The organism is Chelatococcus sp. HY11, assembly GCF_018398335.1.
Taxonomy (GTDB): Bacteria; Pseudomonadota; Alphaproteobacteria; order Rhizobiales; family Beijerinckiaceae; genus Chelatococcus.
Map to the genome: position 1 here is coordinate 287,628 of NZ_JAHBRX010000002.1, position 14,554 is coordinate 302,181.

Consider the following 14,554-nt stretch of genomic DNA (forward strand, 5'->3'; position numbering starts at 1 on the left):
TCAAGGCATTCTGCATAACAGGGACCGCGGCAAGCGGCATCACGTCATGACGCATGGCTGTAAGACCGGGAGCATGACCGCGGCGTTGGTGGCGGTCGCCCTCACATTCCCGGCACAGGCGCAGATGCCGGGGCCGCAGCAACCGCCCGCCGCCTCCGCACAGGTCAGCGTCCAGAACGTGCCCGAGCGCGCCTCGGCGCGGGTCGAGGATCTTCTTGCGCGGATGACGATCGCCGAAAAAGTCGGCCAGCTCGTGCTTCTGTCGAGCAATCGCGCCGTCACCGGTCCCTACACCACGCCTGACGTCACCGGCTCGCTCGAAAGGGGGGAGCTCGGCGGCATCTTCAACACCTATGACGTGGCGTTCACCCGGCAATTGCAGGAAACGGCGGTCAAGCGTACCCGCCTCGGCATCCCGCTTCTCTTCGGCTTCGATGTTCTGCACGGCCACCGGACGATTTTTCCGATTCCGCTGGGACAGGCCGCCAGCTTCGATCTCGCGGCCATCGAGGGCGCGGAGCGCATCGCCGGGCGGGAAGCCGCCGCCGCTGGAATCAACTGGGTCTATGCGCCGATGCTGGACGTGACGCGTGATCCACGCTGGGGACGCATCGCGGAAGGGGCGGGCGAATCGCCCTGGCTGGGGGGGCAGATCGGTGCCGCCCGTGTCCGCGGATTCCAGGGCGAGCGGCTGGACGCCGACGATTCCGTCGCGGCCTGCGTCAAGCATTTCGGCGCGAATGGGGCCGTCGAATCGGGCCGCGACTACACGGCCGGCTCTCTCTCCGAGCGCGCGCTGCGCGAGACCTATCTGCCGCCCTTCAAGGCGACCGTCGCGGCCGGCGTGCGCTGCTTCATGGCGGCGTTCAACACCTTCGATGGGGTGCCCGGGGTCGCCAACCGCCATCTGCTCACGGATATCCTGCGCAAGGAATGGGGGTTCCCGGGCATTGTCGTCAGTGACTTCGGCGCGGTCGAGGAACTCGTCACGCATGGGGTTGTGGCCGACCGCGAGGAGGCCGCGAGCCGCGCTCTCAAAGCCGGCACAGACATCGAGATGCAGGGCGAGGCCTTCCGCCGCGACCTGCCGCGCCTTGTCGCGGAGGGCACCGTGCCGATGGCGGTCCTCGACGCGGCCGTGCGGCGCGTCCTCATGCTCAAGGAAGAGCTGGGGCTGTTCGACAAACCCTTCGGGCGCATGGACGAAGCGCGGGAACGCGCGACCCTGTTCGCCCCGGCCCATCGTCAGGCGTCACTCGAACTCGCCGAAAAGTCGCTCGTTCTCCTGAAGAACGACCGCCGGATCCTGCCTTTCCCATCGGATGTACGGCGCATCGCGGTCATCGGCCCCCTGGCGGACGACCGCGCGGATACGCTCGGCCCCTGGGCGGCGAACGGTCAGCCGGAGGATGCCATCACGCTGGCGGCGGGACTGCGGCAGGTGCTGCCGAAGGCCGTGGTCGAGGTCGTCTCGGCTGGCGGCGTCAATGGCAGTTCGCCTGAGGAGCGCGCGGCGGCCGTCGCCGTGGCGCGCACCGCCGATGTCGTCGTGCTCGCGCTCGGCGAGAAGTCGACCCAGAGCGGCGAGGCCGCCAGCCGCGCCGACCTCGGGCTCCCCGGCGACCAGATGGCGCTCGCCCGTGACGTACTCGCCGTGGGCAAGCCGACGGCGGTCGTGCTGTTCCACGGCAGGCCGCTTGCACTGACGTCCCTGGTCGAGGAGGCGCCGGCCATCCTCTCGGCGTGGTTCCCGGGTTCCATGGGCGGGCTTGCCATCGCACGCACGCTGATCGGCGAGAACGAACCCCGTGGCCGCCTGCCCGTGACCTTTCCGCGCTCGGTGGGGCAGATCCCGCTTTACCACGACCACCTGCGCACCGGACGGCCGCCGACCAACCCGCCACGCCCCTATACGGCGAGCTATCTCGACGAGAGCACGGATCCGCTCTTCCCCTTCGGCTACGGGTTGAGCTACACCGACTTCGCTTTCTCACCACCCCGCATGGCACCCATCGTCAAAAGCGGTGAGCCCATCGCGGTCGCGGTGGATGTCACCAACACCGGGCGGCGGCCGGGCACGGCGCTGGTGCAGCTCTACATCAATCAGCCCGTTGCCGAAGTTTCAAGACCCGTCAAGGAGTTGCGCGGTTTTCATCATGTCGCGCTGGAACCGGGCGAGACGCGTACGGTCACGCTGTCGCTCAAAGCGGAAGATCTTGCTTACTGGCACGCGGACGGGCGCTGGGCGACCGACGCCGGGCGTTTTCGCGTGATGACCGGCGCCAATTCCGCCGATCTCCAGGACGTGGAATTCACGCTGCAACACTGAGATCGATCAGGACGGGCGAAAATCTTGATCCTATCGCCAGGATGCGGCTGACTTCGGCAGCCGGCCTTCGGGATCGATCACCGTAAGCTTTGGACCTTCCCGGACGTTCCAGCGCCAGAGTGCGACACAACTGCCGCCGGGCGACATGAAGGACGGATAGATCACGCCGTCGAACCCGTCCGCCACCAGGCGCTGATGTAACTGATGTGTCGCGGGGATTTCTCCCCGGTCGAGCATGGCGCGCCACTGGCATTTATGGATCGTCTCGTCGACGTGATTGGCAGCGAGGCCGGTGGCGTCGCAAAGGTCGGCCAACCTCGCACCGCTGAGACTGATCTGCGCGATCGTCGCGGGGTGCTGGACAAAGCCCTGATTGTATTCCGCCCAGGCGGTCGACAGCTCACGCGCGGCATAGAGAGCCGGCACGCCGACCGGATTCCAACGGCCGCCAAATTGCGCCGCGCCTTCTCCAGACAACGGCGCGTGAGCCCAGCGGGGCACGTAGGCACGCCATAGAATGAGCACGGTATCCGTCGCCGGTGCGGACCTGTCAGGCATAGACCCCTGATCAGGCATAGACCCCGGAGCGCACCGCCTCCAGATAGGCGAGGACCTTGTCGGCCTTCCCCTCGCGCACGAGATCATAGGCCGTCTTGCCGGCCCAGCCGGGAATGGGCTGATGCTTGAACCAGAGGGCGGCGCGCTCGTCGCCGCCGGCCATCTCGGAAGCCATTGCGACGATCCGCGCAACGGGGCTCAGGGCCTGGTCAACCTTGCGCGCACCGCTTTTGGCGGTGAGGGTGTTGCGGGCGACGCCCGCGAGCGCCGCCAGTTCCGTCAATGTCACGCCGAGCAAGGCGGCGATACGACGCGCCGACAGGAAGGGCGCGTCACCCTCGCGGAAGCGGGTCACCGCGATTTCCAGGGCAGCGGCGTTCATGACAGCCTCCGAGCGCGAATTGATCATCATGCGCTCAAAATAAGATCAATCGACGCGCAGTGCAAGCTTAGGAAGCGCTTGGTCATTCCGGGGCGGGCTAAAGGCCCGAGCCTGGAGCCCATGAACACGACGGCAAACCAGGAGAAGGTCCCATCTGACGTGTTTTCTTATCCAAGCTCGTAATTCATGGGTTCCAGGCTCCTCGCTGACGCGAGGGCCCGGAATGACCGGCCTGGATTGCGTGTGAAACCAGCGTGATCTAGGCATTGGTCAGGACGATCTTGCCGATATGTTCGCTCGTTTCCATCAAGGCATGCGCCTTGGCCGCCTCGGCCAAGGGAAATGTCTTGAAGACCAGCGGTTTGATGCGCCCCTCGGCAATCAGCGGCCACACCCTGGCTTCCAGCGCCACGGCGATCGCCCCCTTGTCGGCGATGGAGCGGGCACGCAGTGTCGCGCCGATCCAGGTGAGGCGCTTGGTCATCAGCTTGGTGAAGTCAGCCTCGATCTTCGCCCCGCCCATGAAGGCGATCTGCGCGAGCCGCCCGTCAAAGGCCAGCACGTCGATATTGCGCGGGGTGTAGCTGCCACCGACCATGTCGAGAATGACATCCACGCCGCGACGGTCGGTCTCCGCCTTCACCCGCGCCACGAAATCCTCGTCGCGGTAGTTGATCGCCACATCCGCGCCGAGATCCTTGCAGGCAGCGCATTTCTCGGCGCTGCCCGCCGTCGCGAAGACCCGCGCGCCGAAGGCACTCGCCAACTGGATCGCCGTCGTGCCGATGCCGCTCGTGCCGCCATGGACGAGGAAACTCTCGCCCGGCTGCAGCTTTGCGCGGTCAAAGACATTGCTCCACACCGTGAAGAAGGTCTCGGGCAGGGCGGCGGCCTCGATCATGGAGAGGCCACCGGGAACCGGCAGTACCTGGGGTTCCGGCGCAAGGCAATATTCGGCATAACCGCCACCAGCGACCAGTGCGCATACCGCGTCGCCCGGCCGGAAGCGCCGGCAATCCGGACCAACGGCAACGACCGTGCCAGCACATTCGAGGCCCGGGATGTCCGGCGCGCCGGGCGGCGGCGGATAGCCCCCCTTACGTTGCACGACATCCGGACGGTTGACGCCGGCCGCCTCGACCCGAATGAGCACCTCGCCGTCGCCCAGCTGGGGCAGGGGGCGCGCCTCGGGTTTCAACACCTCGGGCGGGCCAAAGCCATCGGTGGCGATCGCTATCATGGTCGCGGGCAATGCAACGGTCTCGTACAAAGCGGGGGCTCCGGATTTTTCTGCGAGCTGATGATAGAGCCCGCGCCGGGACTTGGCCAAATCTTTGATGGCGAAGTCCTTGGCCGCTCCCAACTCTCTCAAGCCTTGGGATGTCCCCTCAGGATCCAGCGGCGTCCACGGGCTTCAGCATCCGCACGGCGGCGGCGGCGAGGGGATCGAGCGCGGTGGCCGCCCCGTTCCCTTCGAGCTCAATGATCGCGTTGCGCATGCGCGGTTCCCAGAACAACTGGAGATGCTCGGCAATGGCGGCCGGCGCCGTCTCGGCGCCCTGCGCCTTGAAGAAGGCGGCAATCTGGTTGGCCATGCGGACGAGCGTATCAGGCGACATCGAATTGGCCATCCTCAGCACGGGCGTCGAGACGCGTGAAATCGATACGGCCCGGGTGCGTCACCACCTCGAAGCCATCCTCCCGCGCGACGGCGACCAAGGTCATGCCCGCCACCTCGGCGCTGCGGATGGCGAGCGCCGTCGGCGCCGAGACCGCGACGATGACCGGCGCGCCGGCGATCGCGGCCTTCTGCACCATCTCCACGGAGAGACGGCTTGTAACCATGATGAAACCGGTGGCGGGGTCGATACCCGAACGGGCGAGCGCCCCGACGAGCTTATCGAGCGCATTGTGCCGGCCGACATCCTCGCGCAGCGTGAGGACGCCCGTCGGCGTGGCGAAGGCGGCGCCATGAACGGCGCGGGTGGCGCGGTTAAGCACCTGGGCCTTGGGCAGACGGCGCAGTGCGTTGGCGATCACATCCGCCTTCACGCGCCGACCGTCGGGCGCGAGCGCGGGGAGGGGGCGCATGGCCTCGGCCAGGCTCTCGATGCCGCACAGGCCGCAACCCACCGGACCGGCCATCGCCCGCCGGCGGCTGACGAAGGCCGTGCCGCGCGGCGATGCGAGCCGCATTTGGATGTCGAGCCCGAGTTCCGTCTCCACGACAGCGATGTGTTCGATCTCGGAGGCCGCGGTGACGATACCCTCCGTCAGGCTGAACCCGATGGCGAAATCCTCGAGGTCGCGCGGGGTCGCCATCATCACGGCCTGGGTGCTGCCACCATAGGTCAAGGCGATCGCCGTCTCCTCGGCCACCTCTCGCTCAGCGTCTCTCGCGATGCCGTCGTGCCATCGCACCACAGCGCGCATCTGCGTCGGTGCAACCACGTCCCGCTACTCCGCTGCATCCAGCCGGTGCGTGATGCGGCGGCTCTGGGCCGCATGCTCGCTATAGCTTTGTTGCCAGTCACTCGGCCCGTTCGAGGGCATGACCTCCACGGCCGTGACCTTGTACTCCGGGCAATTGGTAGCCCAGTCGGAATAGTCTGACGTGACCACATTGGCCTGCGTCAAGGGATGATGGAAGGTCGTATAGACAACGCCCGGCGCCACGCGGTCGGTGATCGTCGCGCGCAGTGCCGTCTCGCCAGCCCGGCTTGCGAGCCGCACGAAATCACCCTCGCGGATGCCGCGGTTCTCGGCGTCATGCGGGTGGATCTCCAGCAGGTCCTCCTCATGCCAGATCACGTTCGCGGTACGACGCGTCTGCGCCCCGACGTTGTACTGGCTGAGGATGCGCCCGGTGGTGAGCAGCAGCGGAAAGCGTGGACCGGTCTTCTCGTCCGTCGCCAGATATTCGGTGATCATGAACAAGCCCTGGCCACGCACGAAGCCGGCCGCGTGCATCACGGGCGTGCCCTCCGGCGCCTTGTCGTTGCAGGGCCATTGCACGGAGCCGAGCGCCTCGAGCTTGGCGTAAGAGACACCAGCGAAACTCGGCGTCGTCGCGGCGATCTCGTCCATGATCTCGCCGGGGTGCGTATAAGTCCACGACAGTCCCATCGCCTGCGCGAGGCGCTGGGTCACCTCCCAGTCCGCATAGCCGTTCTTCGGCGTCATCACCTTGCGCACGCGCTGGATGCGCCGCTCCGCGTTGGTGAAGGTGCCGTCCTTCTCCAGGAAGGTCGAGCCCGGCAGGAAGACATGTGCGTAGTTGGCCGTCTCGTTCAGGAAGAGATCATGGACCACCACGCATTCCATGGCGCTAAGGCCCGCGGTGACATGATGCGTGTTGGGATCGGACTGGACGATATCCTCCCCCTGGACGTAGAGGCCCTTGAACGAGCCGTCGAGCGCGGCATCGAACATGTTCGGGATCCGGAGACCCGGCTCGTTGTCGAGCTTGACGCCCCAAAGCTTCTCGAAGATGTCGCGCGTGGCGTCGTCCGAGATGTGGCGATAGCCGGGCAGCTCGTGGGGGAACGAGCCCATGTCGCAGGAGCCCTGGACGTTGTTCTGGCCCCGCAGCGGGTTCACGCCCACGCCGGGCCGGCCGAGGTTGCCCGTCGCCATGGCGAGATTGGCGATCGCCATCACGGTGGTCGAGCCCTGGCTGTGCTCGGTGACCCCCAGGCCGTAATAGATCGCGCCATTGCCGCCGGTCGCGTAAAGCCGCGCGGCGCCACGGATGGTGTCGGCCGGCACGCCGGAGATCGCCTCCACGGCCTCGGGACTGTTGCGCGCCTCGGCGACGAAGGACGCCCAATGCTCGAAGGCGCTCCAGTCGCAGCGCTCCCGCACAAAGGCTTCATCGAAGAGGCCTTCGGTGACAATCACATGGGCGATCGCCGTCAGCACCGCGACATTGGTGCCGGGCTTCAGCGGCAGATGATAAGCGGCCTCCACATGCGGGGTGCGCACGAGATCGATGCGGCGCGGGTCGATAACGATGAGCTTCGCGCCTTCCCGCAGGCGCCTCTTGAGCCGAGAGCCGAAAACCGGATGGCCATCGGTCGGATTGGCGCCGATCACCATGACGATGTCGCTGTGCTCGACGGAATCGAAATCCTGGGTGCCGGCCGATGTGCCGAAGGCCGTCTTCAGGCCGTAGCCGGTAGGCGAATGGCAAACCCGGGCGCAGGTGTCGACATTGTTATTGCCGAAGCCGGCGCGCACCAGCTTCTGGACGAGATAGGTCTCCTCATTGGTGCAGCGAGAGGAGGTGATCCCGCCGACCGAGGCCCGGCCGTAAGTCGTCTGGATGCGGCGGAATTCGCTTGCCACATGCGTCAATGCCTCATCCCAGCTCACCTCGCGCCAGGGATCGGTGATCTTTTCGCGGATCATCGGGTTGAGGATGCGGTCGCGGTGCGTGGTGTAGCCCCAGGCAAAGCGTCCCTTGACGCAGGAATGGCCGCGATTGGCCTTGCCGTCTTTCCAGGGCACCATGCGCACCACTTCCTCGCCGCGCATCTCGGCCTTGAAGGTGCAGCCGACGCCGCAATAGGCGCAAGTCGTCACCACCGAATGCTCGGGCTGGCCGATCGCTATGACGGACTTCTCGGTCAAGGTCGCCGTCGGGCAGGCCTGCACGCAGGCGCCGCAGGACACGCATTCGGAACCGAGGAAGCTCTCATGCATGCCGGGTGACACCCGGCTGTCAAAGCCGCGCCCCTCGATCGTCAGGGCGAAGGTGCCCTGCACCTCCTCACAAGCCCGCACACAGCGCGAGCAGACGATGCATTTCGAGGGATCGTAGGTGAAATAGGGGTTGGACTCATCCTTGGGCAGGAAGCGGTCGTTGACCGCGCCGGCGCGGCTCGCGATCACATGGTTCTCGCCCTCGTAGCCGTAGCGAACCTCGCGCAGGCCCACCGCCCCGGCCATGTCCTGCAACTCGCAATCGCCATTGGCCGCGCAGGTCAGGCAATCGAGCGGGTGGTCGGAGATATAGAGCTCCATCACCCCCTTGCGGATCTGCGCCAAGCGCTCGGTCTGGGTGCGCACAACCATGCCGGATGCCACCGGCGTGGTGCAGGAGGCCGGCGTTCCGCGCATCCCATCGACCTCAACGAGGCACATGCGGCAGGAGCCAAAGGCATCGACCATGTCGGTCGCGCAGAGCTTCGGGATCTGCGTCCCCATCTCCATCGCCGCGCGCATGATCGAAGTGCCGACCGGAACCTCGACGCTGCGTCCATCGATGGTGAGACTGACCGTGGCCTCCGAACGCGCGGCGGGCGTGCCGTAGTCGGTTTCGGGGACGAGGGTCATGGCCGTTGCTCCACGGATATCTTATGCTCTGCCGTCATGGCCGGGCTTGTCCCGGCCATCTCGATCGGAGAAGCGTTGTGACCTTCAAGTCGGGATGGCCGGGACAAGCCCGGCCATGACATTGCGCCGCTCATTCCGCCGCCTCCATCCTGCCACCAGGCGGAAAAATGCCGAAATCTTGCGGGAAATGGGTCAGCGCGCTCATCACGGGGTAGGGCGTGAAGCCTCCGAGCGCGCAGAGCGAGCCGAATTTCATGGTCTCGCAGAGATCGGCGAGGAGCGTCGCATTCGCCTCGACATCGCGCCCGGCGATGATGAGATCCACCACCTCGACGCCACGGGTCGAGCCGATGCGGCAGGGGGTGCACTTGCCGCAGCTCTCGATGGCACAGAATTCCATCGCGAAGCGCGCCTGCCGCGCCATCTCCACGGTGTCGTCGAAGACGACGATGCCGCCATGGCCGATCAGCCCGTCGCGCGCGGCGAAGGCCTCATAGTCGAAGGGCGTGTCGAACAGGGCAGGGGGGAAATAGGCGCCGAGCGGCCCGCCGACCTGCGCGGCCTTGATGGGCCGGCCCGTGGCCGTGCCGCCCCCGATGTCCTCGACCAATTCGCCGAGGCTCACGCCGAAACCGGTTTCGAACAGCCCGCCGTGCCGGACATTGCCCGCGAGCTGGGCCGCCATGGTCCCGCGCGAGCGGCCGAAGCCCACAGCCGCGTAGGCAGCCGCGCCTTCCGCCAGGATGAACGGTACCGAGGCGAGCGTGAGCAGGTTGTTGATGACGGTCGGCGCGCCGAAGAGCCCCTTGATGGCGGGTAGTGGCGGCTTGGCCCGCACCTGCCCGCGCCGGCCCTCGATCGATTCGAGGAGCGCCGTTTCCTCGCCGCAGACATAGGCGCCGGCACCGATCCTGAGCTCGACGGTGAAGGCGCGCCCGGAGCCGAGAATGTCATCGCCGAGAAGGCCAGCACTCTCGGCGATGGCCAAGGCCTTCGCCATCACGTCGTTGGCATGGGGATATTCCGAGCGGCTGTAGATATAGCCGTGGCTGGCACCCACCGCGAACCCGGCGATGATCATGCCCTCGATGAGCACGAAGGGGTCGCCCTCCATCAGCATGCGGTCGGCGAAGGTGCCGCTGTCGCCCTCATCGGCGTTGGTGACGACGAATTTGCGCGGGCCGTCCGCTGCGAGCACGGTCTTCCACTTGATGCCCGTGGGAAAGCCCGCGCCGCCGCGCCCACGCAGGCCCGATTGCGTCACGTGGTCGACGATTGCTTCCGGCGTCAGCGCCAAGGCAGCCGCAAGTCCTTTCAGACCGCCTGCCGCTCTGTAGTCCTCCAGAGATAGCGGATCGACCACGCCGCAACGCGCGAAGGTGAAGCGTGTCTGGCGCTTGAGAAAGGGAATGTCCTCGGTCAGGCCAAGGTATAGGGGATGCGCGGTGAAAGGCGCGGCCGCCCGATCCCTCCCCTCCAGGGGAGAGTGGATCCGCGCGGAGCTCGGAGACGGGTGGGGTTCTTCGGGAGAGGGCCCAGCCCCACCCCCTCCGTTGCGCGCGGGCCCCTCCCCCTGAGGGAAGGGATCGGCCGGCGCGCTCGCCAGACCCGCTACCAGCCCCGGAACGTCCGCCGGCGCCACTGGCCCGAAAGCGACCCGGCCGGCCGGCGTTTCCACCTCGATGAGCGGCTCCAGCCAGTAGAGGCCGCGCGAGCCGTTGCGGACGAGCGTGATGGCAAGGCCCTGCTTGCCGGCCTCGGCGGCGATCGCTGCGGCCACCTCATCCGCGCCGACCGCCAGCGCACCCGAATCGCCAGGAACGAATATCCGCACCGTCATGCCTCCACCTCGGCGACCAGGGCGCGAGCCTTTGCCGCGTCGAGGCGACCGACGACCCGCCCGTCGACCATGGCGGCCGGAGCGACAGCGCAAAGGCCGAGGCAATAGACCGGCTCAAGGGTCACCCGGCCATCAGCGGTCGTTTCCCCCATAGTAATGCCGAGCCCGGCTTCCACCAGGCTTTCGACATGGTTGCCGCCCATCGATTGACACGCCTCCGCGCGGCACAGCTTCACAACGTGTCGTCCCGCCGGCTGGCTGCGGAAATCATGGTAAAACGTGACCACGCCGTGGATTTCGGCGCGTGAGCGGTTGAGCTTGTCCGCCAGGATGGGCACCGCCGCCTGGGGAATGTATCCGAACGCGGACTGGACCGCGTGGAGGATGGGTAGAGCTGCGCCCTCGACGCCCTCGAAACGGGCGATGATCGTCAACATCTCATCGCGCTGCGCGCCACTCAGATCCTTCGGCTTGACCGCGGAACGGCCTTCCCCGTGGCGCGACTGAGACATGATGAACCGTAACCTCCCCTGGATCCCGCCTAAGTTTGGATCCCGCACTGAATCTTCTACTATCATTCTAAAGTAAGAGGGCAAGCCTGACCAATCCGCGAAGGAGCAAATGCGACCTGAAGCCGCTGGTAGTCCGGCCGATCGCGATATCTCTCGCCGGCTCAACGCGTTACACGCGTCACACTCTGCGCATGCCGCGACATTTCCGGCCCCGCAAGCGGGAACTCGGCCGTTCACCCGTTGTTTTCGCTGACATCCGCTTCTTCATCGTCCAGAATTGGCGGCACCTGGGGAAAGCGGTCCCGGAACATCGATTGTCTGCCGAGGAGCCATCATGCCGACGTCGTTCTTCAACGACCTGTTGCAAACGCTGACCAACCGGGGCCGCACATTCCTTGGCCTTCCGCCGGATCCGGCACTGACGGCCGATCCGAGCGCACTCGCGGAGCAGCTGCTTTCGGAGCGCGGCGAGGCATCGGGTGTGGCGCTGGCCCAAACCTTGCTCGAGAGCTATGCCGCCGCGTCACCGGAGGTGCGGCTTGGTTTTCTGCGCGTCCTGGCCGAGCGTTTCGGCGCCGATCGCGCCAAACTCGACCGGGCGCTGGAAGCCTTCCGAGCCAATCCGGACGACGATACCATTCATGGCCTCCACAACGCGGCGGAGGCCCGGCGGCAGGAACTCATCCGCCGGCTCAACCTGGCGCCCGGCGGCACGGCGGCCCTCGTCAGGATGCGCGAGGACATTCTCGAGCATCTGCGGGACGAGCCGGCGCTCAGATCCGTCGACAGCGATTTCCGGCATCTCTTCTCGTCGTGGTTCAACCGCGGCTTCCTGGTGCTGCGGCCGATCGAGTGGAGTTCGCCGGCGCATATCCTCGAGAAGATCATCCGCTATGAAGCCGTGCACGCGATCAGCGACTGGGATGACCTGCGCGGACGCCTCGAGCCGGCGGACAGGCGCTGCTTTGCCTTCTTCCACCCTCAGCTCGGCGATGAGCCGCTGATCTTCGTCGAAGTCGCGTTGACGCGTGAGATCCCGGGGGCGATCGCGCCGCTTCTTGCCCAGAAGCGTCAGCCGATCCGCGCCGAGGAGGCGACGACGGCGGTGTTCTATTCCATCTCCAACACCCAGAAGGGCCTTGCCGCCATCTCCTTCGGGCATTTCCTGATCAAGCAGGTGGTTCAGGACCTGAAGCGCGATCTTCCCAATCTCAAGACGTTCGTGACCCTCTCACCGGTTCCGGGCTTCGCCGGCTGGCTGAACCGCGAACGCCAGGCAGAGGTTTCCGACGTGCTCGACGAGGGGGACAAGGCGGTGCTCGCCGCCCTCGACGAACCCGGCTGGCATGAGGACAAGGACAAGTTGCCCGCCCTGCGCAAAGTGATGCTGCAGGTCGCCGCCCATTATTTCCTGAAGGCCAAGAGCGCACGGGGCACACCTGTCGACCCGGTCGCGCGCTTTCACCTCGGAAACGGCGCACGGCTGGAAAAACTCGACTTCCTTGGCGATCCCTCGCCCAAGGGGCTGAAACAGTCCCACGGACTGATGGTGAACTACCTTTATGCCCTTGACGATATCGAAGCCAACCACGAAGCCTATGCGCGCGCCGGCGACATCATCGCCGCGCCCGCCATTCGCAAGCTCCTCAAGGCCGACAAGCCGCAACGGGCGCTCGCCATGGTGACGGACTGAGGCTGTCAAAACAATAAAAGCGATCGGAGCTTACGCCTATGACCTCGCACCTGTTCTCCGGACTGATGGCCAAAGCGCCGGCGTCCGACAAGTCGTTCATCGCGGTGAGCGGCGGACGGACGATCACCTATGGTGATCTCGCGAAGGAGAGCGCGCGATTGGCCGCGACGCTCGCCAGCCTTGGGGTTCAGCCCGGCGATCGGGTGGCGGTGCAGGTGGAGAAGAGCGCCGAAGCCATCGTGCTCTATCTCGCGACGGTGCGGGCGGGAGCCATCTTCCTGCCCCTCAACACCGCCTACACCCTGGCCGAACTCGACTATTTTCTTGGTGACGCCGAGCCGCGCCTCGTCGTGTGCGATCCGGCCAAATATGACGGCATCAAGGAACTCGCCGGCCGGCACGGCATCGCGGCGGTCGAGACGCTGGACGGTGAGGGCAGAGGCAGTCTCGTCGAGAAGGCTGCCGCGCTGTCGGAGGCCGCCGCCGCAGCCTTCGTCGATGTGCCGCGCGGCCCCGATGACCTCGCCGCCATCCTGTACACCTCTGGCACGACGGGGCGTTCCAAGGGTGCCATGCTGAGCCACGACAATCTCCTGTCGAACGCGCTGACACTGGTCGACTACTGGCGTTTCACCGACAAGGACGTGCTGCTGCACGCGCTGCCGATCTTCCACACCCACGGCCTGTTCGTCGCCACCAACACCATCCTGGCAGCAGGCGCCTCGATGCTCTTCCTGCCCAAGTTCGATGCGGACAAGGTTATGGCGCTCCTGCCGGAAGCGACCAGCATGATGGGGGTGCCGACGTTCTACACCCGGCTTCTGCAGCATGACGGACTGACACGCGAGGCGACCGCCCACATCCGGCTGTTCGTCTCCGGCTCGGCGCCGCTCCTGGCCGAGACGCACCGCGACTGGCGCGAGCGCACCGGCCACGCCATTCTCGAGCGCTACGGCATGACTGAGACCAACATGAACACGTCGAACCCCTATGAGGGTGACCGTATCGCCGGCACGGTGGGTTACCCCTTGCCGGGGGTCGAGCTGCGCGTGGTGGACGCCGACACGCGCCAGGCCGTCGCCTCCGACGCCATTGGCGTGATCGAGGTGAGGGGACCCAATGTTTTCAAGGGTTACTGGCGAAATCCTGAGAAAACGAAAGAGGAGTTTCGCGCTGACGGCTTCTTCATCACGGGCGATCTCGGCAAGGTCGATACGGCCGGCTATGTCCATATCGTTGGGCGCGCCAAGGACCTGATCATCTCCGGCGGCTTCAACGTCTATCCGAAGGAAATCGAGGAGGCGATCGACGATCTGCCGGGGGTGGTGGAAAGCGCCGTCATCGGCCTGCCGCATCCGGATTTCGGCGAGGGCGTGGTCGCCACCGTCGTCGCTGATCCGAAAAACCCCGCCGATCCCAGCGCGATCGGCGCGGCACTCGCGGATCGCCTGGCTAAGTTCAAGCAGCCGAAACACATCTTCATCGTGGACGAACTGCCACGCAACACCATGGGCAAGGTTCAGAAAAACATACTCCGCCAGCGCTTCGCGGATATCTTCAAGAAGCCCGCCGGATAGTCCCACGGCCGGGAGCCGGCCGCCCACATAACAAGACCGCGGGCGGTGCCAAAGGACGGACATTTGAAGGATCGTGGATGGCGCCCGACGCCATCCACCAGCGGGACAACACGCGACGCGAGTGGCGTGAACGCTAACGGGCGGTCACAACACGCTGCAATTCCTCATCTTTGACCCCGGAACCGTTCTTCGGCTTTCACCTCGCATCCATGGGCAGAGAGGCGAAAAAAATACACTTACGCCGGGATACTGATTTCGCATAAGCTGAATTATGGAACTTAAGAAGGAAATTGAGAGCCTGACTTTAGTCCATACCGTCCTGGAGG

Annotated in this window: 11 protein-coding genes; 3 read left to right on the plus strand and 8 right to left on the minus strand. The window is 65.8% G+C overall.

The window, feature by feature from the left end:
* Positions 1-73 precede the first annotated feature (73 nt).
* Positions 74-2,329, plus strand: coding sequence for a glycoside hydrolase family 3 N-terminal domain-containing protein (locus KIO74_RS22385; protein ID WP_213336858.1), 2,256 nt, complete (start codon positions 74-76; stop codon positions 2,327-2,329).
* Positions 2,330-2,359: 30 nt separating this feature from the next.
* Here KIO74_RS22385 and KIO74_RS22390 read toward each other — a convergent pair whose 3' ends face one another.
* The 8 genes from KIO74_RS22390 to KIO74_RS22425 form a co-directional block, all read right to left on the minus strand.
* Positions 2,360-2,887, minus strand: a complete 528-nt coding sequence (locus tag KIO74_RS22390) for an RES family NAD+ phosphorylase (protein WP_213336860.1) — start codon at positions 2,885-2,887, stop codon at positions 2,360-2,362.
* Between the two features lie 10 nt (positions 2,888-2,897).
* Positions 2,898-3,269, minus strand: coding sequence for an antitoxin Xre/MbcA/ParS toxin-binding domain-containing protein (locus KIO74_RS22395; RefSeq protein ID WP_110377456.1), 372 nt, complete (start codon positions 3,267-3,269; stop codon positions 2,898-2,900).
* Positions 3,270-3,528: 259 nt separating this feature from the next.
* The gene (locus tag KIO74_RS22400) at positions 3,529-4,509 is read right to left on the minus strand and encodes an NAD(P)H-quinone oxidoreductase (protein ID WP_213339134.1); all 981 of its coding nucleotides are present in this window, start codon (positions 4,507-4,509) and stop codon (positions 3,529-3,531) included.
* A gap of 148 nt (positions 4,510-4,657) precedes the next feature.
* Positions 4,658-4,888 (minus strand): formate dehydrogenase subunit delta, encoded by a 231-nt coding sequence (locus KIO74_RS22405; RefSeq protein ID WP_213336863.1) that lies wholly within the window; start codon positions 4,886-4,888, stop codon positions 4,658-4,660.
* Positions 4,878-5,720: a formate dehydrogenase accessory sulfurtransferase FdhD gene (gene fdhD, locus KIO74_RS22410; protein WP_349629231.1), complete on the minus strand. Its 843-nt coding sequence runs from the start codon at positions 5,718-5,720 to the stop codon at positions 4,878-4,880. Before fdhD ends, KIO74_RS22405 begins: the two co-directional genes overlap by 11 nt.
* 6 nt (positions 5,721-5,726) lie before the next feature.
* Entirely contained in the window at positions 5,727-8,606 is a 2,880-nt protein-coding gene (gene fdhF, locus KIO74_RS22415; RefSeq protein ID WP_213336865.1) for a formate dehydrogenase subunit alpha, read from the minus strand.
* A 130-nt stretch (positions 8,607-8,736) separates the two neighbouring features.
* Complete coding sequence (locus KIO74_RS22420; protein ID WP_249731437.1) at positions 8,737-10,446, minus strand: formate dehydrogenase beta subunit; 1,710 nt, start codon at positions 10,444-10,446, stop codon at positions 8,737-8,739.
* The gene (locus KIO74_RS22425; RefSeq protein ID WP_283772185.1) at positions 10,443-10,958 is read right to left on the minus strand and encodes a formate dehydrogenase subunit gamma; all 516 of its coding nucleotides are present in this window, start codon (positions 10,956-10,958) and stop codon (positions 10,443-10,445) included. Before KIO74_RS22425 ends, KIO74_RS22420 begins: the two co-directional genes overlap by 4 nt.
* A gap of 334 nt (positions 10,959-11,292) precedes the next feature.
* Here KIO74_RS22425 and KIO74_RS22430 point away from each other — a divergent pair, with 334 nt between their 5' ends.
* The gene (locus tag KIO74_RS22430) at positions 11,293-12,651 is read left to right on the plus strand and encodes a malonyl-CoA decarboxylase (RefSeq protein WP_213336867.1); all 1,359 of its coding nucleotides are present in this window, start codon (positions 11,293-11,295) and stop codon (positions 12,649-12,651) included.
* Positions 12,652-12,689: 38 nt separating this feature from the next.
* Complete coding sequence (locus KIO74_RS22435; protein ID WP_213336868.1) at positions 12,690-14,228, plus strand: malonate--CoA ligase; 1,539 nt, start codon at positions 12,690-12,692, stop codon at positions 14,226-14,228.
* Positions 14,229-14,554: the final 326 nt, after the last annotated feature.